The 26,713-nt window shown below is 69.2% G+C and carries 21 protein-coding genes; 12 read left to right on the top strand and 9 right to left on the bottom strand.

Annotated elements, in window-relative coordinates; translation table 11 throughout:
- The first annotated feature begins 87 nt into the window (after positions 1-87).
- Positions 88-1,242 carry a cell envelope lipid trafficking protein PgfA gene (pgfA, locus tag CFREN_RS12190; protein WP_209651699.1) on the top strand — a complete coding sequence of 385 codons (1,155 nt, stop codon included), beginning with the start codon at positions 88-90 and terminating at the stop codon, positions 1,240-1,242.
- A gap of 162 nt (positions 1,243-1,404) precedes the next feature.
- Complete coding sequence (locus CFREN_RS12195; protein WP_209651697.1) at positions 1,405-3,189, top strand: MmpA family trehalose lipid delivery protein; 1,785 nt, start codon at positions 1,405-1,407, stop codon at positions 3,187-3,189.
- On the opposite strand, the gene CFREN_RS12200 is transcribed toward CFREN_RS12195, so the two are convergent.
- A complete protein-coding gene (locus CFREN_RS12200) occupies positions 3,179-4,339 on the bottom strand; it encodes a glycosyltransferase family 4 protein (protein ID WP_209651694.1) in 1,161 nt (386 codons plus the stop codon). The two genes, CFREN_RS12195 and CFREN_RS12200, sit on opposite strands and share 11 nt — an antisense overlap.
- 101 nt (positions 4,340-4,440) lie before the next feature.
- Between CFREN_RS12200 and CFREN_RS12205 the strand changes: the two genes are divergently transcribed.
- The 4 genes from CFREN_RS12205 to CFREN_RS12220 all read left to right on the top strand — a co-directional run bounded on the left by CFREN_RS12205 (position 4,441) and on the right by CFREN_RS12220 (position 10,261).
- Complete coding sequence (locus CFREN_RS12205; protein ID WP_209651692.1) at positions 4,441-5,310, top strand: class I SAM-dependent methyltransferase; 870 nt, start codon at positions 4,441-4,443, stop codon at positions 5,308-5,310.
- Between the two features lie 178 nt (positions 5,311-5,488).
- Complete coding sequence (locus CFREN_RS12210; protein WP_209651690.1) at positions 5,489-6,724, top strand: acetyl-CoA C-acetyltransferase; 1,236 nt, start codon at positions 5,489-5,491, stop codon at positions 6,722-6,724.
- A gap of 58 nt (positions 6,725-6,782) precedes the next feature.
- Entirely contained in the window at positions 6,783-8,987 is a 2,205-nt protein-coding gene (locus tag CFREN_RS12215) for a 3-hydroxyacyl-CoA dehydrogenase NAD-binding domain-containing protein (RefSeq protein WP_070519827.1), read from the top strand.
- 455 nt (positions 8,988-9,442) lie between these two features.
- Positions 9,443-10,261, top strand: coding sequence for a GDSL-type esterase/lipase family protein (locus CFREN_RS12220; protein ID WP_209651688.1), 819 nt, complete (start codon positions 9,443-9,445; stop codon positions 10,259-10,261).
- 141 nt (positions 10,262-10,402) lie between these two features.
- Here CFREN_RS12220 and CFREN_RS12225 read toward each other — a convergent pair whose 3' ends face one another.
- The 6 genes from CFREN_RS12225 to CFREN_RS12250 all read right to left on the bottom strand — a co-directional run bounded on the left by CFREN_RS12225 (position 10,403) and on the right by CFREN_RS12250 (position 16,608).
- A complete protein-coding gene (locus tag CFREN_RS12225) occupies positions 10,403-11,617 on the bottom strand; it encodes a globin domain-containing protein (RefSeq protein ID WP_070519831.1) in 1,215 nt (404 codons plus the stop codon).
- A 185-nt stretch (positions 11,618-11,802) separates the two neighbouring features.
- On the bottom strand, positions 11,803-12,243 hold the full coding sequence (locus tag CFREN_RS12230; protein WP_209651686.1) for an RrF2 family transcriptional regulator: 441 nt from the start codon (positions 12,241-12,243) through the stop codon (positions 11,803-11,805).
- 346 nt (positions 12,244-12,589) lie between these two features.
- Positions 12,590-14,428 (bottom strand): phosphoenolpyruvate carboxykinase (GTP), encoded by a 1,839-nt coding sequence (locus CFREN_RS12235; RefSeq protein WP_209651683.1) that lies wholly within the window; start codon positions 14,426-14,428, stop codon positions 12,590-12,592.
- Between the two features lie 110 nt (positions 14,429-14,538).
- On the bottom strand, positions 14,539-15,021 hold the full coding sequence (locus tag CFREN_RS12240; protein ID WP_209651681.1) for a DUF6802 family protein: 483 nt from the start codon (positions 15,019-15,021) through the stop codon (positions 14,539-14,541).
- Between the two features lie 37 nt (positions 15,022-15,058).
- Positions 15,059-16,078, bottom strand: coding sequence for a hypothetical protein (locus tag CFREN_RS12245; protein WP_209651679.1), 1,020 nt, complete (start codon positions 16,076-16,078; stop codon positions 15,059-15,061).
- The gene (locus tag CFREN_RS12250; RefSeq protein WP_209651677.1) at positions 16,075-16,608 is read right to left on the bottom strand and encodes a hypothetical protein; all 534 of its coding nucleotides are present in this window, start codon (positions 16,606-16,608) and stop codon (positions 16,075-16,077) included. The genes CFREN_RS12245 and CFREN_RS12250 overlap by 4 nt, the downstream gene beginning before the upstream one ends.
- Before the next feature lie 168 nt (positions 16,609-16,776).
- On the opposite strand from CFREN_RS12250, the gene trmB reads away from it, so the two are divergent.
- From trmB to CFREN_RS12280, 6 genes are all read left to right on the top strand, one after another.
- Positions 16,777-17,649 carry a tRNA (guanosine(46)-N7)-methyltransferase TrmB gene (trmB, locus tag CFREN_RS12255; protein WP_371327313.1) on the top strand — a complete coding sequence of 291 codons (873 nt, stop codon included), beginning with the start codon at positions 16,777-16,779 and terminating at the stop codon, positions 17,647-17,649.
- The gene (locus CFREN_RS12260) at positions 17,646-18,302 is read left to right on the top strand and encodes an NYN domain-containing protein (RefSeq protein WP_209651675.1); all 657 of its coding nucleotides are present in this window, start codon (positions 17,646-17,648) and stop codon (positions 18,300-18,302) included. Before trmB ends, CFREN_RS12260 begins: the two co-directional genes overlap by 4 nt.
- A 7-nt stretch (positions 18,303-18,309) precedes the next feature.
- On the top strand, positions 18,310-20,892 hold the full coding sequence (locus tag CFREN_RS12265; RefSeq protein WP_209651673.1) for an MMPL family transporter: 2,583 nt from the start codon (positions 18,310-18,312) through the stop codon (positions 20,890-20,892).
- Positions 20,889-22,058, top strand: coding sequence for a lysylphosphatidylglycerol synthase transmembrane domain-containing protein (locus CFREN_RS12270; protein ID WP_209651671.1), 1,170 nt, complete (start codon positions 20,889-20,891; stop codon positions 22,056-22,058). Before CFREN_RS12265 ends, CFREN_RS12270 begins: the two co-directional genes overlap by 4 nt.
- Before the next feature lie 65 nt (positions 22,059-22,123).
- Positions 22,124-22,477, top strand: a complete 354-nt coding sequence (locus tag CFREN_RS12275; RefSeq protein ID WP_209654478.1) for a DUF3054 domain-containing protein — start codon at positions 22,124-22,126, stop codon at positions 22,475-22,477.
- 114 nt (positions 22,478-22,591) lie between these two features.
- Entirely contained in the window at positions 22,592-24,193 is a 1,602-nt protein-coding gene (locus CFREN_RS12280) for a peptide MFS transporter (protein WP_209651670.1), read from the top strand.
- 110 nt (positions 24,194-24,303) lie between these two features.
- On the opposite strand, the gene CFREN_RS12285 is transcribed toward CFREN_RS12280, so the two are convergent.
- Complete coding sequence (locus tag CFREN_RS12285; RefSeq protein ID WP_209651668.1) at positions 24,304-25,032, bottom strand: RDD family protein; 729 nt, start codon at positions 25,030-25,032, stop codon at positions 24,304-24,306.
- Positions 25,033-25,160: 128 nt separating this feature from the next.
- Positions 25,161-26,711: an acyl-CoA carboxylase subunit beta gene (locus CFREN_RS12290; RefSeq protein ID WP_070519405.1), complete on the bottom strand. Its 1,551-nt coding sequence runs from the start codon at positions 26,709-26,711 to the stop codon at positions 25,161-25,163.
- Positions 26,712-26,713 lie beyond the last annotated feature (2 nt).

Below are 26,713 nucleotides of genomic sequence, written 5' to 3' on the forward strand. Positions count from 1 at the left end.
ATAATATTCGATTTTTACGTACCTTTGTTTCGGAACCTGCTAGGTTTTGCACGAGAAACCCGCAAGACGTAAGGGAAATCACTGCTCATGGCTAAAAGAAGTCTCGCCCACCTGCTGGTCATCATCGGCGCCGCGCTGATCGTCATCGCGGTCCTGCTGCCGACCTTCCTCGTGCCCCGACTCAGGGTAATCCCCCTGGACACGGTCAGCACCACCGCCACCGAGGTCTATGAGGGCACTCTGCTCGACTCCGGCGCACTCGCCAAGGGCGAGCCAGTCGAACCCCGCAAGAACGATCCGCGCTGCGAGACCGAGGAGGAGGGCGCCACGCTGCCGCTGCACTGCTTCATCAACGATGAGGTGCCGCTGATGTCCTCCCGCCACGTCCGCGTCGAGGAGCCCGCCGACCACGAGCGCGCCACCCTCGAGGCCGGCACCGTGATCCTCCGCGAGGACCGCGACGAGCCGCGCAACCTGGTCAACGCCACCATCGACCGCATCACCCTGGACCGCTCCACCGCGTTCCCGGTGGATGAGCCGATTTCCTCCATCGCCGGCGGCGCGCCGGGCCAGGAGGGCGCCGACGAGCCCGTGCAGTTCACCCGCCCGGGCATCCAGTACCAGTTCCCGTTCAGCGCGGAGAAGAAGTCGTACCCGTACTACGACGCCGTCGGCCTGGACCTCTTCGAGATCGACTTCGTCGAGGAGGAGAAGCAGGACGGCGAGACCGTCTACAAGTACTCGATGACGCTTCCGCCGCAGAACCTGTACGAGAACACCAAGGCCCACGCCACCCAGGGCGGCCGTGAGCTCACCGAGTCCGACGAGTCGATGCTGGCGTCGCTGCGCCTGAAGTTCCCGGCCGAGGTGTGGGGCCTGGAGGGCGACGACGACGTCGAGATGGACCGTTACTACACCACCACCCGTACCGTCCGCGTCGAGCCGACCAGCGGCATGATCGTCAACGGTCACGAGGAGATCTTCCAGTTCTACGCCCGCGATGACGAGGAGGCCGCCGAGATGGTGACCGAGGAGGGTCGCGCGAAGGAGGCCGAGGAGCGCAACCGCACCGCGCTGGATTTCGTCGGCCAGTGGAACGAGGAGACCAAGAAGAACCAGATGGCGAAGGCGAAGGACGCCAAGTCCAGCCTGAAGATGGCCGGCACGATCGTGCCGTGGATCTTGGGCATCGTCGGCCTGATCCTGGTCCTGCTGGGCATCCGCACCCACCGCCGCTCCTAGTCGGCGCCCCGGGCTCCGCCCGGTCCACCGTTCCCGCAGGGTTTTCCGTCCGCTCACCGGTTGTCGCCGGTGGGCGGGCGTTTTTTCGTTTTCGTGCTTCGCGACGTCCGCGTCCCGGCCATCCCGGGCCCGTCGTCGGGGCGCCCCGTTAGACTTTGCCCCGTGGACACTTCCGTGGCGAGGGCCGAGCGAACCGGCCAGTTGATCGTGGTCGGGTGGACGTTCATGCTCGTCGCGGCGGTGACGTGGCCTTTCGCGACGCCGGGGATGCCGTTGTTGCGGGACATGGTGGTGCCGCCGCATCCGGCGTCGACGGATGCCGCGTGGGGGTTGGGCGAGTCGGCGGCGCGGGCCGCCCCGCAGGATGCGTTGTTGGCGTTGGCGGGTGGTTTCACGGACGCGGGCATGGTCATGCGCCTGCTCATGTTCGGCGCGTTGACCATCGGCGGCGTGGCCGCGGCGGAGTTGGTGCGCCGGGTGCTGGGCGCCGGGGTGGTCGGTCAGATCGCGGCGGTGACGATGCTGCTGTGGAACCCGTACGTCGTCGAGCGGCTGTTGCAGGGGCAGTGGTCGCTGGTGCTGGCGATGGCGTTGTTGCCGGCCATCGCGTTGACGTCCATTGCCGCGGCGCCGTGGTGGCGGGCGTCGGCGATGGCGGTCGCGGGGTTGACTCCCACCGGCGCGTTGTTGGGCCTGGGCGTGGCGCTCGTCGCGGCGCGCACGTGGCGGGACCGGCTCGTGGCCCTGGTGACGGGCGTCGTCGTCTCCGCCCCGTGGCTGGTGGCCACGGCGCTCGGGGCGGGGGCCGGCGGCGCCGATGCCGCGGGCGCCGGGGCGTTCGCCGCCCGGGCGGAACGGTGGGTGGGCACCCTCGGCGCGGTCGCGGGACTCGGCGGCATCTGGAACCGCCAGGCCGTGCCCGATGCCCGCGAAACCGGGCCGGCGGCGTTGGCCGTCGTCGCGCTGCTGGCGTTGTTCGTCGTCGGCTGGCGCATGGCGTGGGGTTCGCGGACGGCCAAGTCGCGTGCGGCCGGGTCGGGTGCCGCCGGTCGCCTCGCATCGGATCGCCGCCGCCTCATCGTGCTGGCGGTGGCCGCGGTGCTCGTGGTCTCGGCGATGGCGACGCCGCCGGGATTGGCGCTGATGTCGTGGGCGCTGGAGACCGTGCCCGGCGCGGGTTTGTTCCGCGACGCCCAGAAATGGGTGGCGCTCGCGGTGCCGGGGTACGTGATCCTCGCCGCCGCCGGCGGGGAGGCCATCGCCCGGCAGATCCCCGATCGTCGGGGCTGGCTGGCCACGATCTTCGCTGTCGCGGTCGTCATCGCCGCCGTGCCCGACCTGCCCCGCGCCGTCGCGCCGCTGCGGCCCGTGGACCCGTGGCCGGGGTGGAATGCGGTGTCGGGACTGGTCGCGATGGACGACTCGGCCGTGGCTGTGTTGCCCGCCGGCCCGTACCGCATCATCGACGGCCGCCCCACCTACGATCCGGCCGTGAAGATCCTGCCCGCCCCGGTGCTGGCCACCGGTGACCTGGTGGTGTCCGGCACCCGGGTCGGGGGCGAAGGCACCACCGCCGCGACGGTGGAGGCGACGCTGCTCGACGCACCCGACGACGCGGTGGAGATCCTCCGCGCCAACGGCGTCGCCTGGGTGCTGGTGGAATCATCCCCCGGGGAGCTCGGCGATTCGGCCCGCGTCCTGGACCGGCTCGAGCTCGTCTACTCCGATGCGCACCTGGCGCTGCACCGGGTGCCCGGCGCGATCGCCCCCGTCGACCACGCCGATCGAACGCCGGCGTGGATCGCGCTGGCGGCGTGGGCGGCGATGGCTCTGGCCGGTCCGGCCGGTGGCCTCGCCCCCGGTTCTCGTCGGGACCGGACTCGCCGTGCTCCCGACCGCCGCACGCCGCCCCCGAGCATCCGCGGTTACCCGGGCGTCACCGCTTGACGGCGACGTCGGAAAGCACCTGCTCCACCGCGCGGGCCGTGGCGTCCCAACTGAACGTCTCCGCGCGCTTCTTCGCCTCCGCGCCGAGGAACGCACGCAGGTCCGGGTCCCCGACGATGGACCCCACGGCCTCCACGAGCCCGGCCGGGGTGTCGGCCAGCAAGCCGGTGACCCCGTCGACGACGGAATCCTGCAACCCCGCCGACGAGCGGTAACCGACCGTGGGCACGCCATGCTGGGCGGCCTCGATGACGGCCAAACCCCACCCCTCCTTGCGCGACGGCATCACGTGAACGCAGGCGCGGGAGAGGATGAGGTGCTTTTCCTCCTCCGACACCTGGCCATGGAAGACGACGCGATCGGCGATGCCCTGCTTCTCCGCGTAGGCGAGCAATTCGTCGCTCCACCAGCCCGAACCGACGACGTCGAGCACAGCATCGGGGTAGGTGGGGTTGATCGCGGCGATGGCGTCGATGGCGTGCTCGATCTGCTTGTGCGGCACCAGCCGCGACAACGTGACCAGGCGCGGCCCCCCGTCGACGGCGCACGGATCCTGCGAGACGGTCCGCTCCGCATCGACGGCGACCTCGGGGACGGGATCGACGCCGTTGCGGATGATGGAGATCCGATCCCCCTCGATGCCGAGCCCCTGCAGATCATCCGCGCTGGGCCGCGACACCGTGATGTACCGGCAGGACCGCTGCACCGCCGGCGCCAACGACGACTCGATGAACCAGCCGACCATGCCCACCAGCTTGCCCGCCACCGGCCACTGCTCGCGGTGGCAATGGTGGGTGAGCACGACCGTCGGCCGCCCGGAGAACACGGACGCGAAGAACGGGATGCCGTTTTGGGTGTCCAGCACGACGTCGGGCCGGCCGCCCAGCGCGCGGGCGATGGGGCCCAGGCCCACGCGGGCGGCGAGCATCGCACCCCACGCGCGGACGTAGACGGAAAAATTGCCGCCGCCGCGGGAATAACGCACCCCGGCCCGCTCGGACTTCTTCGGCGCACCGGGGTAGGCGGCGGTGCGGAAAACCACGCGATGCCCCTGCTCGGCGAGGTGTTCGGCGACCCGCTCGAGGTAGCGTTCGCTGCCGCCGCCTTCGGGATGGCCGGTGTCGCGCCAGCACAGCAGCAGAATCTTCATGGGGTGCAACCATAATCCCCGGCCCCGGCGCCCACGGCGGGTTCCGGGCTTTTCCCCCGGCCCGGCCCCCGGTCGGGTGACGGTGCAATAGGGTCGAAGACGTGAGTTTCACGCCGCCCGCGCTGTCCGAATTGCGCTCCCACTGCACCCTCCGCCGCTCCTTCGGCCTGCTCGACGACTTCAAGTACGAGCAGACCGACCCCGACCGCTTCTACGGTCACCTCGCCGAGGACACCGTCGCGCTGCTCGAGGGCATCGCCGCCGGATCCGGGCTGACGCGATCCGGCGGCGCCCGCGTGACGACGGCCGACGCGACCACGCGAACGTCGTCAAGCCGGGAAAAGACCGGGAACAAGACGGCCTCTCCCCTGGCGGGGACGCGAATCCTCGACGTCGGCGGCGGACCGGGATACTTCGGCCGGGCATTCGCCGAACGCGGCGTGGAGTACTACACGTGCGAACCCGACGTCGGCGAAATGGCGGCGGCGGGCATCCGACTCGACTCCTCCGTGCGCGGATCCGGGCTCGACCTGCCCTTCCGCGACGGGGCGTTCGACCTGACGTACTCGTCGAACGTCGCCGAACACGTCGCCGAACCATGGCGCATGGGCCGCGAAATGCTGCGCGTGACCGCACCCGGCGGACTGGTCGTCTACTCCTACACCCTCTGGTACGGGCCGTTCGGCGGCCACGAAATGGGGCTGACGCACTACCTCGGCGGTGACCGCGCGCGCCGGATGTACGAAAAGAAGCACGGCAAGCGCCCCAAGAACTACTACGGCGAGTCCCTGTTCGAAGTCGGCTGCGCCGAAGGCCTGGCCTGGGGCCGCGAAATGCAGCGGGCCGGCCACGCCGAACTCCTCGCCGCATTCCCCCGCTACCACCCGTGGTGGGCATGGTGGATGACCAAGGTGCCGGTGCTGCGCGAGGTCGGAGTGTCCAACCTCGTGCTCGTGCTGCGGAAGAAGTAGCAGAGGAAGCAGCGGGACAAACACCGGAGGAGGCGGATCCGCCAGCGGTTTCGGGGATTTCGGGGGCACCCGACGCACCGGCGGACGCGGTTAATTGAGCGGACCCGTGGACACCTTCACATATGTCGTTATAGTGACATGAGACACTCTTCGCCGACATGTGAGGACACGACACACCATGACCAACGCCAACATCCCCGCGGGTGGCGAGGCCTTCATCTACGAAGCCATTCGCACCCCCCGAGGCAAGGGCAAGAAGGACGGCTCCCTCCACGAGGTGCGCCCCCTGACCCTGCTCGTCGGACTCGTCGAGGAAATCCGCCGCCGCAACCCCGGCCTCGACGAAGAACGCATCAACGACATGGTCATCGGCTGCGTCACCCCGGTCGGCGACCAGGGCGCCGACATCGCCCGCACCGCCGCCCTGGCCGCGGGACTGCCGAACCGCACCGCCGGCGTGCAGATCAACCGCTTCTGCGCCTCCGGCCTGACCGCCATCAACCTGGCCTGCGCCAAGGTCCGCTCCGGCATGGACGAGCTCGTCCTCGCCGGCGGCGTCGAGTCCATGTCCCGCGTGCCCATGGCCTCCGACGGCGGCGCCTGGGCCATGGACCCGCAGGAGTCCTTCGCCACCGACTTCGTGCCGCAGGGCATCTCCGCCGACCTCATCGCCTCGCTCGACGGCTTCACCCGCGAGCAGCTCGACCAGCTGGCCGTCAACTCCCACGAGCGCGCCAAGAAGGCGTGGGACGAGGGCCGCTTCAAGGACTCCGTCGTGCCGGTCGTCGACCAGAACGGCCTGACCATCCTCGACCACGACGAGACCGTCCGCCCGGGCACCACCGTCGAGTCGCTCAGCGGCCTGCGTCCCTCGTTCGCGCAGATGGGCGAGCTCGGCGGCTTCGACGCCGTCGCGCTGAAGAAGTACACCCAGCTCGAGCAGATCAACCACCTGCACCACCCGGGCAACTCGTCCGGCATCGTCGACGGCGCCGCCCTGACCCTCGTGGGCACCGAGAAGGCCGGCTCCGACATGGGCCTGACCCCGCGCGCCCGCATCGTCGCCACCGCCGTCAACGGCGTCGAGCCGACGATCATGCTCACCGGCATCGAGCCGGCCGTCCGCGAAGTCCTGGCCAAGGCCGGCCTCGGCGTCGACGACATCGACGTGTGGGAGATCAACGAGGCCTTCGCGGCCGTCGTCCTCCACGCGCAGCAGAAGCTGGGCATCCCCGACGAGAAGCTCAACGTCAACGGCGGCGCCATCGCCATGGGTCACCCGCTCGGCGCCACCGGCGCCATGATCACCGGCGCGGCCATCGACGAGCTGCACCGCACCGGCGGCCGCTACGGCCTGATCTCGCTGTGCATCGGCGGCGGCATGGGCGTGGCCACCATCATCGAGCGGGTCTAGGCCCGATCTCGCTTTCCGGAATCAACCGACAAACACAGGGATACAGGGAGATCACCACATGACCGACAACATGTTCCGATGGGACCTCGCCGACGACGGCATCGTCACGCTGACGATGGACGACCCGAATGCGCCCGTCAACACGATGAACAAGACCTTCCAGGACGACTTCCGCGCCACGGTCGAGCGTCTGGAGAAGGAGCTCGCCGACGGCCCGGAGGCGGCCGGCATCAAGGGCATCATCCTGGCCTCGGCCAAGAAGACGTTCTTCGCCGGCGGCGACATCAAGCAGATGTCGCAGGTCGGCCCCGAGGACGCCCAGATGATGTTCGACATGGTGCAGCACATGAAGGAGTCGCTGCGCCGCGTCGAGAAGCTGCCGGTGCCCGTCGTGGCCGCCATCAACGGCGCCGCGCTCGGCGGCGGCCTCGAGGTCGCGCTGGCCGCCAACCACCGCATCGCCGCCGACGCCCGCGGCTCGAAGATCGGCCTGCCCGAGGTCACCCTCGGCCTGCTGCCGGGCGGCGGCGGCATCACCCGCGTCGTCCGCATGATCGGCATCCAGGACGCGCTGATGAAGGTCATCCTCACCGGCGCGCAGATGAACCCGGCCAAGGCTCTCAAGGTCGGCCTGGTCGACGAGGTCGTCGCCCCCGACGAGCTCCTGGACCGCGCCCGCGCGTGGCTGCTGTCCGACGACGCCGTCGCCGAGCAGCCGTGGGACGTCAAGGGCTTCAAGATCCCGGGCGGCGACCCGAAGACCCCGAAGTTCGCGATGAACCTGCCGTCCTTCCCGGCGAACCTGACCAAGCAGCTCAAGGGCAGCCCGATGGTCGCCCCGCGCCGCGCCATGCAGGCCGCGGTGGAGGGCGCCCAGGTCGACGTCGACACCGCGCTGACCATCGAGTCCCGCTACTTCACCGAGCTGGTCTGCGGCTCCCAGTCGAAGAACATGATGCAGGCGTTCTTCTTCGACCTGAACCACTGCAACGGCGGCGGCTCCCGCCCGCTGCAGGCCGACGGCACCCCGTACCCGAAGACCGAGTTCAAGAAGGTCGCCGTCGTCGGCGCCGGCATGATGGGCGCGGGCATCGCGTACGTGTGCGCCAAGGCCGGCATGGACGTGGTGCTCAAGGACATCTCCCTGGAGAACGCCGAGCGCGGCAAGAACTACTCGGAGAAGCTCGAGGCGAAGGCCCTGGAGCGCGGCCGCACCACGGAGGAGAAGTCGGCGCAGCTGCTGGGCCGCATCAAGCCGACCGACTCCTACGACGATCTTTCCGACGTCGACCTGGTCATCGAGGCCGTGTTCGAGAACACGGAGCTCAAGCACAAGGTCCACGCCGAGATCGAGGCCGCGGTGCCGGAGACCTGCATCCTGGGTTCGAACACCTCGACCCTGCCGATCACCGAGCTGGCGTCCCACGTCAAGCGCGAGAAGGACTTCATCGGCCTGCACTTCTTCTCCCCGGTGGACAAGATGCAGCTGCTGGAGATCATCTCCGGCGACAACACCGACCCGGCCGTCCTGGCCGCGGCGCTGGACTTCTCGGTGCAGATCCGCAAGATCCCGATCGTGGTCACCGACTCCCGCGGCTTCTACACCTCCCGCGTCATCGGCACCGTGATCAACGAGGCGATCCGCATGGTCGCCGAGGGCTACGAGCCGGCGACCGTCGAGGCCGCCGCCCGCCAGGCCGGTTACCCGGCGGCGCAGCTGCAGCTGGCCGACGAGCTGAACCTGAAGCTGATGAAGAAGATCAGCGAGGAGAACGCGGCCGCCGCCCGCAGCCGTGGCGAGACCATCGACGACGGCGGCGTGTCCACCCTGGTCAACCGCATGCTCGACGACTTCGACCGTCCGGGCAAGCTCGAGGGCCGCGGCTTCTACGAATACGACAACGGTCGTCGTCAGGGCCTGTGGGACGGTCTGCGCACCGAGCTCGGCGCCGGTTCCATTCCCGCCGAGGACGTGGTCCTGCAGGATCTCATCGACCGCATGCTGTTCATCGAGGCCGTCGAGACCCAGAAGTGCTTCGACGAGGGCGTGGTCCTGCACGACGCCGACGCCAACATCGGTTCGATCTTCGGCATCGGCTACCCGGCGTGGACCGGCGGCACCCGTCAGTTCATCAAGAACTACGACGGCGTCGGCGCCGATGGTTCGCCGCAGCGTGGCGTGGAGGGCTTCGTCGCCCGCGCCGAGGAGCTGGCCGCGAAGTACGGTGAGCGTTTCGCTCCGCCGGCGTCGCTGAAGGGCTAGTCCCGAACCGCCCGCCACCGTCGGGCCGGGCGCCCCCTCCGGGCGTCATCCGGTGTCGGCGGCGGCCGTTGAACCGGCCATCCGCATCATGCGGGTGGCCGGTTTCGTGGTTGGCGCGACCGTGCCCGCCCCCTCCGCCCGCGCTTTCCGGAGCCGCGTCGGATCTCCGTTCCCCTGCCACGGTCGCCATGGGGCGGTACACTCACCCCATATGCCCCATGCACCACATCTGGCGCACAGGGCGATTTCAATCACATACGTCACACGAGTTTTTGCTTGACGACAGCCACCCGAGAACCCACGCCACTCGGGTTTACGCCTCGTCGTAAAGCAAAAACCAGCTGAGAGACTTTCTCATCCGACTTTTATAACGGCACGGCAACGATTAAGCTGTGCATGTTGTTATCGCGGCCGGAACCACCCGGTCGCTTCGTCGTCACCACGAAGGCAGCCCCATGCGAATCCGTTCCGTTCTGGCCACTCTCGCCGCCACCGCCGTCGCCGCCGTCACCCTGCCGATGGCCGCGCAGGCCGCGCCCGGAAACACCGTCGTCTTCGGCGACTCCCTGCCGGCCAATCCGACCCTCGGCGACTGGCTGACCGCCAAGGGCGCCCCCATCCCGGGCGGCCGCGTCAACGAGATGGGCTGCGGCACCGACTTCCTGTTCTCCAACGCGGTCGGTGCCGCCAACAACACCCCCGTCGCCGACTACACCTGCGCCGGCTCCTCCTTCCGCACCGGCGGCATCCCGATCTCCGAGCAGATCAACCGCGCCACCGCCACCGGCGCACTCGACCGCGGCACGCGCGAGGTCGTCATCCTCGCCGGCGCCAACGACACCTACCCGTACATCGCCAACGAGCGCATGCCCATGCCGCAGATCCAGGAGAACCTCCGCGTCGCCGCCCGCGACGCCATCAACCAGATCAAGCACGTGGCCCCGCAGGCCAAGGTGAAGATCGCCGGCTACCCGACCGTCTCCGGCCCCAACGGCGAGGTCTGCCTGATCAACACCGGCGGCGTCGGCGTGCCGACCCCGGCCGTCAACCTCCGCGAGATCGAGGACGGCCTCGACGCCGCCCTGGCCCAGGCCGCCGGCGACACCGGCGTCCAGTTCGTCAGCCTCAAGGCCGCCACCGCCGACCACGGCACCTGCGACGCCGACAACTGGGTCGTCGGCGTCATCGACGACAGCATCGGCGACTACAACCTGTTCGTCCACATGACCAACCACGGCGTCCAGGTCGCCGGCGACCACGTCGGCCGCGCCTAAATAGGGTCCGCGCACGCTCCCGGAACCGACGACGCCGGGACGCGTGCGACGCGAAACAACCCGCCATCCGAAAGGACGGCGGGTTCTTTCATGCCCTGGGAGCCGCTTGGGTTCCGGCGGCCGCCCCCACGGCTTCACCGCTTACGCGTCGAGCAACCAGTCGTTGGGGCTGAACAGCTCGAAGTGGATGCGCGAACGGTCGACGCCACGCTCGGCGAGCTGTTCGCGGACGTGCTGCAGGAAGCCGTTGCCGCCGCAGATGTAGAACTCCGCATCCTCGGGCAGCTCGACTCCTCCCCCGGCGGACAGGTCCATGAACTCCGGTTCAATCCAGCGCCTCTCCGCGCCATTGGCCAACGCGGACACGGCGGCGGTGCGCTCGGCGGCGAGCACGTCGGCGGCCTCCGAACGGTCGGCGTGGACGGACAGCACCCGGCGCGGCGAATCGTTCGCGGCGAGGTAATTGAGCATGCCGACCATCGGGGTGGCGCCGATGCCGGCGGAGACCAGCACGACCGGGGCGTCGGACTCGGTGTCCAGCACGAGGTCGCCGGCGGGCAGCGAAATCTCGATGTCGTCGCCGACGCGGACGTCGTCGCACAGCTTGTTGGAGACCTCGCCGGCCGGCAGATTGGCCGCCTCGTCGGCGCGGACGCGGCGAACGGCGAACTTCAGCACGCCGTCGCCGGGGACACCGACCAGGGAGTACTGGCGCAGCTGGCGCGCACCGTCGGACATGGTCTGGCGCACGGAGATGTACTGACCGGGAGTGAAGCCCGGAAGCTCGCCGTCCTTGCCACGCACGCCGAACACGACGACGTCGTCGCTCAGGTCATCGCGCGAGACGACCTCCGCCGCACGGAAGACGTCACCGGGTTCAACGCCGGCTTCGTCGTAAAGCCCCTTTTCGAAGTTCACCAGCACCCTCTGCATTTCCAGGTACACCGCATCCCACGCATCGCGGACGGCGCCCTGGAACACCTCGGGCGTCAGAATCTCCTCGATCGCATCGAAAAGGTGCTTGTGCACGATCGGGTACTGCTCTTCGACGATGCCGACCGACAGGTGCTTGTGGCCGATGCGCGCCAGCAGCTCCTCGGGCGCCGGGGCCTCCGGGTCGACGAGCGTGGCGGCGAAGGTCGCGACGGAGGCGGCGAGCGCCTTCTGCTGCGCGCCCTGCTTCTGGTTGCCGCGGTTGAACGTGTCGGCCAGAAGCTCCGGGTGGGCGGCGAACATGCGGCGGTAGAAGTTCGGGGTGATGTCGCCGATGTTGGCGCCGACGACGGGCAGGGTCTGACGGATGATGTCCGCCTGCTCGTCGGTGAGTCCGTTCTTGTTGACGTCGATGGTGGCCATGGGTGCTCCCTTGAGAGGGTCGTGATCAGGGTCGACGACCACGCTAGCACTAATTGCGCATTTGGTTTACGCATTAGCCGGAGCAGGGGTGTCCCCGAGGGGTTTCCCACCGAAAAACGGCAGGTCATTGCTTTGCGACGCCCACCCCAACCCCTTCGACCGCCCACCCCGGCGCGGCCGGGAAGCTAACTCGCCGACGTGCGGGTGCCCAACGGCAGCAACGCCCCGGCCCCGCCGACGGGCACCAGTTCGCCGATCGTGATCGGGTCGAGGTGCGAGAAAAACGCCTCCTGCGCCCCGGCCAGCGCACCGCGCAGCTTGCACTCCGGCAGCAGCGGGCATTGCGTGCCGACGCAGTCGACGACCTCGCCGCCCTCCAGCTCGCGCAGGATCCGACCAACGGAACGGTCGAGCGCACCGTCGGCCAGGTAGATGCCGCCGTAGCGACCCTTCACGGCGGTGACCAACTCCATCTCGACGAGTTTGGTCACGACCTTGGACACGTGCGCACGTGACGCATTGAGCTCATCGGCCACCGCCCCCGCAGTGAACTTTTGTCCAGGCTCCCCCGCCGCCATCCGCATGATGATCCGGAGACTCAAATCGGAGAACATCGTGAGCTGCATGTCGGACACACCCTCTCTCGTCACGAAAGCGGACGTTGCGCCGAACCGAACGGCTCGTGAGGTCCCGTGCGTTCAGGTTCGGCCGATCTTTCGCCTCCCACGAGTTTATCGGAACACCACCTGCGCAAATGGATGCGGGTACGTCGACTCGGTCACGCGGTGATTCGGCGTCCGTGCGGCACGTCCACGCACGGGCTCCGGGCACGGCCCATGCGACACCAGACGGCGCGGCCGGCGCGAAACACGAAGCGCCCCTCCCCCACCGGCATTGTGCCGGCGACGGGAGGGGCGCTGCGGGACGCGTGCGGTGAACCCGGGCAACGCCCGGGATCGGTGAGCGCGAACTCTACTTCTTGGCCTCGCGCTCCTTGATGCGGGACTTCAGGGCGTCGAGCTCGTCCCACATCTCCTGCGGCACGCGGTCACCGAGGGACTTCAGCCACTCCTCGTTGTCCGCGAGGTCGCCCTGCCACTTCTCGGCCGGCGCCTTCAGGGCCTCCTTGACGTCCTCGATCGGGGTGTCCAGACCGGTGAGGTCCAGGTCCTCGGCGCGGGCGGTGTAGCCGACGACGGTCTCCTTGGCCTCCACGCGGCCCTCGATGCGGTCGATGATCCACTTCAGGACGCGCGAGTTGTCGCCGAAGCCCGGCCACAGGAAGCGGCCGTCGTCGCCGCGGCGGAACCAGTTGACCAGGAAGACGTGCGGCATCTTGTCGCCGCCCTTCTTGCCCATGTCAACCCAGTGCTGCAGGTAGTCGCCGACGTTGTAGCCGATGAACGGCAGCATGGCCATCGGGTCGTGGCGCAGCGAACCGACCTTCGCCTCGGCGGACGCGGCGGTCTGACCGGAAGCCAGGGTCGCGCCGATGAAGGTCGCGTGGTTCCAGGACAGGGCCTCGGTCACCAGCGGCACGGTGTCGGGGCGACGGCCACCGAACAGGATGGCGTCCAGCGGGACACCCTTCCAGTCGTTGAACTCCGGCGCCGCAACCGGGCACTGGTCGATCGGGGTGCAGTAGCGGGAGTTCGGGTGGGAGGACAGCTCGTCGGACTCGGGGGTCCAGTCGTTGCCCTTCCAGTCGATGAGGTGCTCCGGCTTGCCCTCGAGGCCCTCCCACCAGACGTCGCCGTCATCGGTGAGCGCGACGTTGGTGAAGATGGAGTTGCCCTTCTCCAGGGTCTTCATCGCGTTCGGGTTCGAGTCGTAGTTGGTGCCCGGGGCGACGCCGAAGAAACCGTTCTCCGGGTTGACGGCGTACAGGCGGCCGTCGTCGCCGAACTTCAGCCACGCGATGTCGTCGCCGACGACCTCGGCCTTCCAGCCCTCGATGGTCGGGGTCAGCATGGCGAGGTTGGTCTTGCCGCAGGCCGACGGGAAGGCGGCGGCCACGTGGTAAGCCTTGCCGGACGGGTCGGTCAGCTTCAGGATGAGCATGTGCTCGGCCATCCAGCCCTCTTCCTTGGCCATGACCGAGGCGATGCGGAGGGCGTAGCACTTCTTGGCCAGGATGGCGTTGCCGCCGTAACCGGAGCCGTAGGACCAGATCTCCTTGGTCTCCGGGAAGTGCGTGATGTACTTGGTCTCGTTGCAGGGCCAGGTCGAGTCCTCGTCGCCCTCGTTCAGCGGCGCGCCCACGGAGTGCAGGGCGTGGACGAAGTCGCCGTCCTTGCCGATCTTGTCCAGCGCGTCCTGGCCCATGCGGGTCATGATGCGCATCGACAGCACGACGTACTCGGAGTCGGTGAGCTGCACGCCGAGCTTCGGCGACGGGTCATCGATGGGGCCCATGCAGAACGGGACGACGAACATGGTGCGGCCCTTCATGGAACCGCGGTAGTGCTCGGTCATCTCCGCCTTCATCTTGGCCGGGTCCGCCCAGTTGTTGGTCGGGCCGGCGTCCTCCTCCTTCTCGGAGCAGATGAAGGTGCGCGACTCGACGCGGGCGACGTCGGCCGGGTTGGAGCGCGCCAGGAAGGAGTTCGGGCGCTTCTCCTCGTTGAGCTTGATGAACGTGCCCTTGTCGACCAGCTCCTGGGACAGGCGATCCCACTCCTCGCGGGAACCGTCGGCGAAGACGACCTTGTCCGGCGTGGTGAGCTCTGCAACCTCGGCGATCCAGCTGAGCAGCTCGGCATTCTCGGTCGGGGCCTGACCCTGCAGACCCGGGATGGAAGGTGCGGACATCTGTACTCCTGACTGTGGGTTTCGCGTCTCGTTATCAGACTACCGGCGGATTCCGAAAAGCGCTGCCGACGAGCATGAGACGAACCCCACAGCAGCCGTTTCGCGAATGCTCATGCCCATCGGCCCCGTTCACCCCGCTCCCACTCGTGAACCCCCCAGGTCGCCGGAGTTTCCCGCTTGTCGATGCCATCGGGATTCACCCCCGAAGGGGTGGCCCCGGAACTTCCGTCGGCCCCCGCCGACGTCGCCGACGATGCCGTCCACGTCTCGTAGGTCCCGTCGAACAGCACGGTGGTGACGTGGTCCACGGTCCCGTCGCCGTCGACGTCGGCGTAGATGCTCAATCCGCGGTCGTCGGCGAGCGTCACGGAATCCGCGATCCCATCGGCGTCGACATCCCCGGTGCCCGGGCCGAGATCGAAGTACTCGCCGCCGATCTCCAGGATCATTCCGCCGGTCGCACCCGCCGCACCGGCGTCGGGGCCGCCGATCGCGTCGAGTTCGCCGAGCCCGCACGCGGTCGTCGGCCACTCGACCCCGCCGACGCCTCCGCCGATTCCGCCCATCGGTGTTTCCACGTTCATTCCCTCCATGTCCGTTTCCTCCAATTCCTTCGTCGGTTCCGCCCCGTCATTTCCCGGTCTCCGCCCGCAGCGCCGCCGCGAGGTGCCGGGCCCGCCAACCGTCCGGGGGCGGTCGGGATTCGGCGCGCAACATGGCGGCGATGTCCCGGTCCCATGTGCGCCGAACCCTGGCCAGGTGCGCGGCCACCCATCCCGCGCGATCCCGGGCGATCCGCCTGCGTCTGCCGGCGATCACCAACGACGCCGCCAACGCGACACCCGCCACCGCCGTCACCGCGGCAACCGCCCACGCCGGCAGTCCCGCCCACTGCAGGAGCCCGCCGAGCATCCCGCCCGCGCCGAGCGCCGCGCCCAGCGTCAGCAGCCCCACCCCGACGTCCGTGAAGATCCCCGGCTTCGGCGGTTCCGGCGCCGTCGGCGTCTCCGGCGGCCCGGGCAGTCCCAGCGTCTCCGCGACGGTCACCGCCGCCCGCGCCACCGCCTCATCGACCTCCTCGGGCGACGTCGGCGGCGTACCGCGGCCGATCCCCTCCAGCGCGTCGGCGATCGCGTGCGGCATGGTCGCCTTCCGCTCCCTCAGTTGCTTGTCGACGGCCCGCGCCCGCCCGGCGCGATCGGCGGACAATTGCGCCGCCAACAACGCCCGCCGACGTTGACCCGGCGTCGGGGTGATCGGCCGGGCGGGTCCCTCGGCGAGGAGTTTCAACGTTCTGGCCATGGTGGCGTCGAGGGGCCCGACGGCGACGTCGACGTGAATGGCGTCGCGCCACTGGTCGAGGCACCCCGCAGCCGGGCCCGCACCGGACCCCGCCCCCGCACGGCCATCGAGGTCCAGTCCGACGGCGCAACGCCCGGTCGCCCCCGACACCGCCTCCACCAGGTCGACGTCGCCGCGATCCGGCGGCACCCGCCCGTCGACGAGGACGAGCACCACCGGGGTCCGCCCGTCGACGAGTCGCACGCCCGCCGCCTCCAACGCCGATGTGTCCGCCCATTCGGCCGCCGGGCCGGTCCGGGTCACCTCCAACGGCGGCGCATCCGTCCTCTCCCCGCCCGTCCCCGTCACGGCCACAGCAGATCCTCCAGCTCGTCGCGCACCACCGGGTGCGCCACCGCTATCCGGGCCACGCCCCTTTCCAGCCGCCCCGACCGCACCTGCGCCAACACCGTCGGCGACGTCAGCTCCGCCACCGCGGCGATCACCTCCGACACGGCCGGACCACCGGGATCGGCGGCGTCGTCAAGCGAAATGCCCCGCCCCGCACGCCCCCGGGGATGGACGACCACCTCGCCCGGCCGCGCAACCGCCCCCGGATCGTGCGACAACGTCACCACCGCATCCGCGTCGACGCGCGGCGCGGCCCCCTCATCGGCGAGAATCCGCCACCGCCCCCGCGCCGTCGGATGCCGCCGCAACGACGCCGCAACCCCCTTCGCACCGATGCCCGCCGGCCCGCGCACCGCGATGACCGGTGGCCCCGACGCCGAATCGAGCAACTCCGCCATGTCCACCGCCGCGGCCTCGCCGACGCCGGCATCCGCCAACCAATCGACCACCGCCGCCCACAAACGACCGTCCCGCACCGACTCGCCCATCCCCGGTTCCCCCGAATCCGCCCGATCCCCCTGATCCGAACGCGCCCAGTAGACCACGGGCGCCCCGCACCGGCAACAGATCCGGTACCCGCCACCCGCCGTTCACGCGCCCGCGCGCGGGCGAATCACGCGCGCGGGATTATTGACCCCGCCCTCCCGTCGTGAACAATGGGAGCGATGACTAATACTGATACCCCTGATACGAACGACGCCGCCGGGGGAGGCGCGGATTCCGCGACCCCCGACACGGCGTCCGGCACCGGCCGCGTCCCCGACTTCGGCAAGGGCGCCCTGCCCTACGGCCGCCCCATGCAAACCGAATTCGACGACGGCCTCGACTACCCGCGCATCGGCGGCGTCAGCTTCCGCCGCGGCACCCTCACCCCCGGCCAGTCCGCCATCTGGGACGAACACTGGGACCGGGTCGGCACCGTGCTTTCCGACGACGTCATCGACGTGGACGCCTGGTTCGGCCGCCCCGGCCCCACCATCGTCGAAATCGGCTGCGGCACCGGCACCTCCACCGTCGCCATGGCCCCGAAGGAAGCCGACCACAACATCATCGCCGTCGAGCTGTACAAGCCCGGACTGGCGAAGCTGCTGTCCGCCATGACCCGCGAAGGCGTCGACAACATCCGCATGGTCCGCGGCGACGGCGTCGAAGTCCTCCAGCGCATGATCGCCCCCGAATCCCTCGACGGCGTCCGCCTGTTCTTCCCCGACCCGTGGCCCAAGGCCCGCCACCACAAGCGCCGCATCCTCCAAAGCGGCACCCTGCGGCTCATCGCCTCGCGCCTCAAGCCCGGCGGCATCTTCCACGCCGCCACCGACCACGCCGGCTACGCCGAATGGATCGACGAACTGCGCGACGTCGAACCCGCCCTCGAACCCATGCCGTGGCCGTGGCCCGAGTCGCCGATGCTGCTCGACCGACCCACCACCAAGTTCGAAAACCGCGGCCTCAACCTCGACCACGACATCCACGAATACGTCTGGCGCAAGCGCGACACCGCGGGCGCGACCCGAGAGGACGACCGATGAGCGGCACCCACCACTACGCCGAATCCCCCGAGACCACGCCCACCCTGCTGCTGGTCTGGGACGCCCCGAACATCGACATGGGCCTGGGCGCCATCCTCGGCTCCCGCCCCACCGCCGCGCACCGCCCGCGCTTCGACGCGATCGGCCGCTGGCTCGTCGAACGCACCATGGACTTGTCCGACGAGGTGGGCACGCACATCGAACCCGAGGCGACCGTCTTCACCAACATCGCCCCCGGCAGCGCCGACATCGTGCGCCCCTGGGTGGAGGCGCTGCGCAACGTCGGTTTCGCCGTGTTCGCCAAGCCGAAGATCGGCGACGACTCCGACGTCGACCCCGACATGCTCGCCCACATCCGGCGCCGTCGCGACGAGGGCATCCTCGAGGGCGTCGTCGTCGCCTCCGCGGACGGCCAGAACTTCCAGGACATGCTCGAGGAGCTCGAGCACTCGCAGATCCCCACCACCGTGATCGGCTTCCGCGAGCACGCCGCCTGGGCCGTCAACTCCGGGATCATCGAGTTCATCGACCTCGAGGACATCCCCGGAGTGTTCCGCGAACCGCTGCCGCGCATCGACCTGGAGAACCTGCCGGACGAGGGTGCCTGGCTGCAGCCGTTCCGTTCGCTCATGTCCCTGCTCAAGGAGCGCTGACCCGCACATGTTCTACCGATGGGGAGCCTTCGCGTACCGGCATCGCGTCATCACGCCGCTGGTGCTGGTCGCGGCCCTGCTCGCGTTGTTCTTCTTCTCCGGGACGAAGCTGGAGGACCGCCTCGACCAGGAAGGCTGGGACGACCCGGGGTCGGATTCGACGGCCGCCGCGATGCTGGAGGAGGAGACGTTCGGCCGCGACAATTCCGGCGACGTCGTCGTCCTCGTCGACGCGCCCGACGGCGCCACCGTCGACGACCCGGAGCTGACGCAGCGGGTCAACGACCACTTCGCGCGCCTGCAGGCGGAGAACCCGGAGTACATCGCCCACGTCACCAGCTACTTCGCCAACAACCAGGCGGTGATGGCCACCGAGGACAAGCAGACCGCGTTCGTCGCCATCGGCCTGACCGGCACCGGCAACGACGTGCTGAAGAACTACCGCGCCATCGAGGACCAGCTGCCCATCGAGGGCGTGGACATGGAAATCGCCGGCGCGACGCCGGTGGCCGGCGCCCTGGATTCGGGCATGGCCGACGACATTTGGCGCGCCGAGCTGATCGGGCTGCCGATCGTCGCGCTGCTGCTGCTCATCGTCTTCGGCGGCGTGGTGTCGGCGTCGATGCCGCTGATCGTGGGCATCCTGTCCATCGCCGGTTCGCTGGGCATCCTGTCGATGCTGGCGTCGGTCACCCAGGTCAACGCCTTCGCGCAGTCCGTCGTCACGCTGCTGGGGCTGGGCCTGGCCATCGACTACGGCCTGTTCATGGTGTCCCGGTTCCGGGAGGAGATGGCCGAGGGGGTGCCCGTCCCCCGGGCCGTGGCGAACACGACGGCGACGGCCGGCAAGACGGTCGTGTTCTCCGCCGCGATGGTCGCCGTGGCCCTGTCGGGACTGCTGCTGTTCCCGCAGGCCTTCCTGAAATCCGTGGCATACGGCGCGATGTCCGCGGTCGGTTTGGCCGCGCTGCTGTCGCTGACGGTGCTGCCGGCGCTGTTCGGCCTGCTGGGCCCCAACATCGACAGGTGGAGCGTCCGCCGCGCGGGCCGCACCCGCGAACAGTCGATGAACTCGGTGTGGGGCCGTATCCCCGCGTGGGCGATGAAGCACGCGACGGCGGTCACCATCGCGGTGTCCATCGGCCTGCTGGCCCTGACGCTGCCGCTGATCGGCATCAAGTTCGGCGGCATCAACGAAACCTACCTGCCGCCTGCGAACGAAACCCGCACGGCGCAGGAACGCTTCGACGAGAACTTCCCGACGATGCGCACCGACCCGGTGAAGCTGGTCATCGAAGACGGCGGCAATCCGCGCGCCGTCGGCGAGATCTACCAGCGGGCCAACGAGGTCGCGGGGCTGACGGACCGGTTCAAGATCGCGCAGCCGACGAAGGACGGCGTGACGGTCCTGTCGGCCGGCATCGAGAACAGGGAGGACGGCACGCGCATCGTCGAGCAGCTGCGCGGCATCGACGTGCCCGACGGGGCGACGGTCTTCGTCGGCGGCACCCCGGCGATGGAGGTGGAGTCCATCGAGGCGCTGTTCGACACCCTGCCGTGGATGATCCTCTACATGGTCGTCGCCACGTTCATTCTCATGGCTCTGGTGTTCGGTTCGATCATCCTGCCGGCGAAGGCCGTGATCATGACTGCCCTGGGCCTCGGCGCGACGCTGGGCATTCTTACGGCGATGTTCGTCGACGGCGTCGGCGCGGGCCTGTTCGGCTTCACGCCGGGGCCGCTGATGAGCCCGGTGCTGGTGCTGATCATCGCGATCATCTACGGCCTGTCCACGGACTACGAGGTGTTCCTGGTGTCCCGGATGGTGGAGGACCGCGACGCCGGCGCCGCCACCCCGCACGCGATCCGCTTCGGCACGGCGAACACCGGCGGCATCATCACCGCGGCGGCGCTGATCATGATCGTCGTCGCCGGCGCGTTCGGGTTCTCCGACATCGTGATGATGAAGTACATCGCCTTCGGCATGATCGCCGCCCTGTTCCTCGACGCGACGATCATCCGTCTGCTGCTGGTCCCGGCGGTGATGAAGCTGCTCGGCGACGATTGCTGGTGGGCCCCGCGCTGGGTCAAGCGTTTGTCGGCGCACCTGGGGCACGGTTCGGCGGCGCCGGCTCCGGTGGCCCGCGTCCCGGCGATGGCGGGCGCTCCCGCCGAGGCGCATGCCGACGGGCTTGACGACGGGCTTGCCGACGAGCATGCCGGGCGGTTCGACGAGGCCGGGCTCGCCCGAGGCGACGCCCCCGCCGCCGCGTCCACGGCGCCCGCGGTGCCCGCCATGCCGGAGCGCACCGAAACCGGAGAGCCGATCTACGAGGGCGAACTCGTCGACGACGACCCCGCGGCCGGGTTCATCGGCCACGACCCGGACGACGACCTCGTCGCGCGCTACGCGGGCGACGGTGCCGCCGACGACGGCTACGGCGACGCGGTCCCCGACGACGAACCCATCCAGGTGCCCGAGGGCCGCCTGACCGTGCGCGACATCATGTTGCGCCTGGAGTGGGAGAAGCGCGAGGCCCTGGGCCCCGGTTCCCCCGGCCCCGATTCCGGGACGGCTGATAACCGATGAACCGCATGCGCGACGCCGCCCGCACGGTGACGTCCGCCGCCTCGGCGTCGTGGATCCGGTGGGCGCTGACCCTCGTGATCCTCGGCGTCGCGCTGTGGTTCACGCTCCAGAACCAGGACAGCGTCGTCGACGGGTGGCGGACCTTCCTCCGCGCCGACTTCGGCTGGGTTCTGTTCTCCGCCGCGATGGTGGCGCTGTCGCTCTACTCGATGGCGGAGGTCATGCGCCTGCTGCTGCGCGCCGCGGACGTTCCGGTGACACGCCGCGCCGCCAATTCCCTGGTGCTCGCCGCCAACTCCTGGTCCGTGTCCGTGCCCGGCGGCATCGCGTTTTCCACCGCCCTGCAGGTGCGCCGGCAGCTGAAGTGGGGCGCATCGCCCGTCGTCATCAGCTGGTTCATCCTGCTGTCCGGTGCGCTGAGCTTCCTCGGACTCGCGACCCTGTCCCTCGGCGCCCTGTTCTTCATCAGGGGCGACGCCCCGGTCCGCCTCATCGCGGCGGGAGTGGCGGTGCTGGGTCTCACCGGGCTGCTGTGGTGGTTCTCGCGCAACACGGCCATGATCGAAACCGTCGCAAAGCCCCTGCTCAAGACGTTCAACGCCATCCGCCGCAAGCCCGCGGAGGAAGGCGCGGCGAAACTGCGGGCCACCATCCGCCAGCTGACCAGCGTCCGCCTGGGCCCGGTGCGCCTGATCATCGTCTTCGCGTGGTCCTTCACCAACTGGATCACCGACGTCATCTGCCTCTACGCCGCCATGCGCGCCGTCGGCGTCGACGACGTCGCCGTCAGAACCGTGGTCATGGCGTTCGTCTTCAGCAAGGTCGCCGGCTTCATCCAGGCCACCCCCGGCGGCGTCGGCCCCGTCGAAGCCGTGCTCACCGGCACCCTCATCGCCTCCGGCATGGTCGGCACCGACGCCGTGGCCACCGTCCTCATCTACCGGCTCGTCTCGTTCATCCTGCCCGCCGCCGTCGGCTGGATCGTCTACCTCGTCGACTACGGCGGCGACCGCCGCAAGGACGTGGAAGCCGACGCCGCGGACGACCCGACGGACGGAGCCATGGGTGGGGCGATGGGCGGGCCAATGGACGGGGCCCCGTCCGGCACGACCGACGGCACGGCGGATAATGGAAACCGACCGGCCGGCGACCACCGACCCGACTGACCGAACCACGAACAGCAACACGCACAGCAACAGGAGCAACAGTGTCCGCCACCCGCACGATCGCCATGGACTTCTTCGCGATCTTCGCCTTCGCCGTACTCGCCCGCGCGGCGCACAACACCGAAGCAGACCCGTTCACCCTGACCAACATCCTGGACACCCTGTGGCCCTTCCTCATCGGCGGCGCCATCGGCCACGCCATCTGCGCCGGCGCGAAGAAGGACCCGCTGCCGGTGGCTCCCGGCGGCGTCATCGTGTGGCTGGCCACCGCCGCCACCGGCCTGATCATCTGGGCCCTGCGCAACTCCGCCATGCCGCACTGGTCGTTCATCATCGTCGCCACCGTCATGAGCGGCCTGCTGCTGATCGGCGTCCGCCTGCTGGCCAAGGCCCTGTTCAAGGAGCGCACCACCGCCTGAGCCCGACATCGCGGCGCGCGCCCCGACCCCCGCGCCCCGATCCCCGCGCCCGGAGGCCGACGAGCCTGCGGGCGCGGTTTTCCATTCGGCCGACATCGGCGAATAATCGGACGCATGGCACATTCACCTGACTCGACCGGGGACGCATCCTCTCCCGGTCCCGATGACCGCCCGGAGGCCGACCAGCCGACCGCCGCACCGGACCACTCCGGCGGCGGCCGCACCTCGCCGGGGACCACCGTCGACGGCGGAGCGGACGCCGCCTCCGACAAGGAGCGGACGTTCTTCGGCCAGCCCTGGGGCCTGGCCAACCTGTTCGGCGTCGAGATGTGGGAGCGCTTCAGCTTCTACGGCATGCAGGGCATCCTGCTGTACTACATGTACTACGCCGTCACCGACGGCGGCTTGGGCATGAACCAGGCGGTGGCGACGTCCATCGTCGGCGCCTACGGCGGCCTGGTCTACATGGCGGCGCTGATCGGCGCCTGGATCGCCGACCGCCTCCTCGGCTCGGAGCGGACCCTGTTCGCCTCCGCCGTGCTCATCATGATCGGCCACATCTCGCTGGCGGTCGTCCCCGGCGTCACCGGCCTGGCCATCGGCCTGGTCTGCGTCGCCCTCGGCTCGGGCGGCCTGAAGACCACCGCGTCGGTCGTCCTCGGCCAGCTGTACTCCCGCGAGGACACCCGCCGCGACGCCGGCTTCTCCATCTTCTACATGGGCGTCAACATCGGTGCCCTGTTCGGCCCGCTGCTCACCGGCTGGATCTGGGGCATGAAGGGCTTCCACTGGGGCTTCGGCCTGGCCGCCATCGGCATGGCCATCGGCCTGGTCCAGTACGTGCTCATGCGCAAGTCCACCATCGGCGCCGCCGGCCACGAGGTGCCGAATCCGCTGCCGAAGTCGAAGTACGCGCCGACGCTGATCGGTGCGGTCGCCCTCGTGGTCGTCGCCGTCGCCCTCGTCGCCACGGGCATCGTCCCGGTCGATTCGCTGGCGACCATCGTCACCGTGCTGGCGGCCGTCGCGGCGGTGGTGCTGTGGACCCAGATGTACACCTCGGAGCGCACCACGGCCGTCGAAAAGCATCGTCTGATCGCGTTCATCCCGATGTTCGTCGCCGGCGTGCTGTTCTTCGGCATTTTCCAGCAGCAGTTCACGGTCATCGCGATCTACTCGGATCAGCGTCTGGACCGCATGATCGGCGGCTTCGAGATCTCGCCGACGTGGGTGCAGTCGATCAATCCGATCTTCATCATCGTCTTCTCCGGCATCTTCGCCGCGATGTGGACGAAGCTGGGCGACCGCCAGTGGTCGTACCCGGTGAAGTTCGGCGTCGCCAACATCATCATCGGCGTTTCGCTGTTCTTCTTCCTGCCGTTCGTCGGCGGCGGACCGAACTCGACGCCGCTGCTGGTCATCGTCTGGATTCTGTTCCTGTTCACGATGGGCGAGCTGATGCTGTCGCCGGTGGGCAATTCGCTGGCGACGAAGCTGGCGCCGGCCGCCTTCCCCACCCGCATGTTCGCCGTGTGGATGATGGCGGTTGCCATGGGCACGTCGCTGGCCGGTGTTCTGGCCGGGTACTACCACCCGGAGGACGCGTCCGCGGAGTCGAATTTCTTCATCGTCATCGGCGTGCTGTCGATCGCCATCGGCGCCGCCCTGATCCTGGCCAAGAAGTGGATCGTCGCCCGGTTCGAGGGCGTCCACTAGGTTCCCCCGACCGTTCCCTCCTCGACCACCGGCGCCCATTTGGGGGCGCACGAAAAGGGCCGGCCCGTCGCAGTTGCTTTGCGACGGGCCGGCCCTTTCGTCGTCGACCGTTACCGGCGGACCACGGCGGCATCGGCCATGCGGTCGTGCCAGGCGCGGCCCTGCGGGTCACCGCTGATGGATACGCCGACGAGAATCGGGACGATGATGCCGACCGCCGGGATGAGGCCGCCGAGGTTCCAGAGGTTGCGCATGAAGGAACGGCCGAAGGTGAGGTTTCCGCCGGTGTGGACGTCGATGACCTTCCAGCCGAGCAGCTTCTTGCCCGGCGTCGCGCCCCAGGAGCTCTCGCAGATCGCGTAGTACAGCGGCTTGCCGATGAGGGTGAAGGCTCCCAGCAACGCCCACCCGAGGAACGGGATCGCGGCGAGGATGAGGAGCGGAATGAACATGAGGACGATGAAAATGATCGCGTCCAGGATCTGCCCGCCCCACCGCGGCAGGGCGGACACGCCCGCACCCGACACCGGGAGGGTCTTCTCGCCGATCGGCACGCCGCCGTGGCCCGCCGCGCCGTAGGCCTGCATCGGCTGCTGTGCGTACGGCTGGATCTGGCCGTAACCCTGCTGCGGGTAGCCCTGTTGAGCCGGCTGGCCGTAACCCTGCTGGCCATACCCGCCCTGGCCGTAGTCGGCCTGGCCATAGCCCTGCTGGCCGTAACCCTGCTGCCCGTAGCCGGCCTGACCGTATGGATTGGCCGCTCCCTGGCCGTACCCCGCCTGACCGTAGGGATCGTTGCCGCCCTGGGGGCCGAAGGGGTTGTCGTACGGGTTGGTCATGACGATCAGCTCCTCGAATCGTTTTGGACACGCAAAGCCTAGCGCCGAGCGCGGAAAAGTCGCGCCTCGGGGGCCGTCCGCTCGTTCGAAACCTCCCCCGAAAGAACGACTCCCCGCCGACTCCGGGCCTACATCGGGGCGATTTCGCGCTTCTTGCGCGCCTGCGGCATCTGCTTGTCGCGAAGCTGGTCGAGCGCACGACGCAACTGCACGCGCGTGTCCGAAGGCAGGATCATCGCGTCGACGTAGCCGCGCTCCGCCGCGACGTACGGGCTGGTCATGTTCTCGTTGTAGAAGTCCATGAACATCTTCTTCATCGCCGGCTGCTGGTCCTCGGGGACCTCGGCGAGCTGGCGGCCCTGGATCATCACCACGGCGGCTTCGGCGCCCATCACGGCGATCTGCGCCGTCGGCCACGCGAAGTTCAGGTCGCCGCCCAGGTTCTTCGAACCCATCACCGCGTACGCGCCGCCGAAGGCCTTGCGCACGATGACGGTCACCTTCGGCACGGTCGCCTGCGCGAGCGCGAAACCGAGCTTGGCGCCGCGGTGGATGATGCCCGACTTCTCCTGCTGCACGCCCGGCAGGTAGCCCGGGGTGTCGACGACGTAGACGATCGGGATGTCGTAGGCGTCGCAGATGTTGGAAAACCGCGATCCCTTGTCCGAGCAGTCCGCGTCGAGGCAACCGGCCAGGTGCATCGGCTGGTTGGCCAGCACGCCGACGGTCCGGCCGTCGACGCGGGCGAAGCCGGTGATCAGGTTCGGGGCGTAGTCCGGCTGGACCTCGATGAAGTCCTCGTCGTCGAAGATCCTGGTCAGGACCTCCATCATGTCGTAACCGGCGTTGGGGTCGTCGGGGATGATGGTGTCCAGCGACCGGTCGCGGTCGGTGATCTCGTCGGACGGCGCCCAGTACGGCGGCAGCGGCTCGTGGACGGAGCTGGGCAGGCGGTCCAGCAGGTCGTGGACGTAGTTGAAGGCGTCTTCCTCGTCGTCGGCGACGTAAGAGACGTTGCCGTTGCGGGCCTGCTGCTCGGCGCCGCCGAGCTCGGCGGAGCTGATGTCCTCGCCGGTGACCGAGCGGATGACCTCGGGGCCGGTGATGAACATCTCGGTGCGGTCCTTCACCGCCACCAGGAAGTCCGTGGTCACGGGCGCGTAGACGGCGCCGCCGGCGCACTTGCCCAGCAAAATGGAGATCTGCGGCGACTGCCCGGACAGGGGCAACTGGCGGCGCGAGATCTCGGAGTACATGGCCAGCGACGTCACGGCGTCCTGGATGCGGGCGCCGCCGGAATCGTTGATGCCGATGACCGGGCAGCCGACCTTGGTGGCCAGGTCCATGAGGTCGCAGACCTTCTTGCCGAAGGTGACGCCGACCGAACCGCCGTAGACCGACTTGTCGTGCGCGTACACCGCCACCGGTCGGCCGCCGATGCGGGCGGTGCCGGTGACCACGCCATCGCCGTAGGGGGCGTCTTCTTCGCCGGGGGTGCGGCCGAGCTGACCGGTCTCCACGAACGACCCCGCGTCGACCAGGCGGGCGATGCGCTGGCGGGGCGTGGTCAGCCCCGCCGCGTCACGGCGTGCCTTGGCCCGCTCGCTGCCCGGATCCTGTGCCTGCTTGAGGCGCTCCTTCAGGTCGGCGAGCTTTTCGGCGGTGGTGTTGAGAGTCAATT

Origin of the sequence: Corynebacterium freneyi, assembly GCF_030408835.1 — a bacterium.
Lineage (GTDB): Bacteria > Actinomycetota > Actinomycetes > Mycobacteriales > Mycobacteriaceae > Corynebacterium > Corynebacterium freneyi.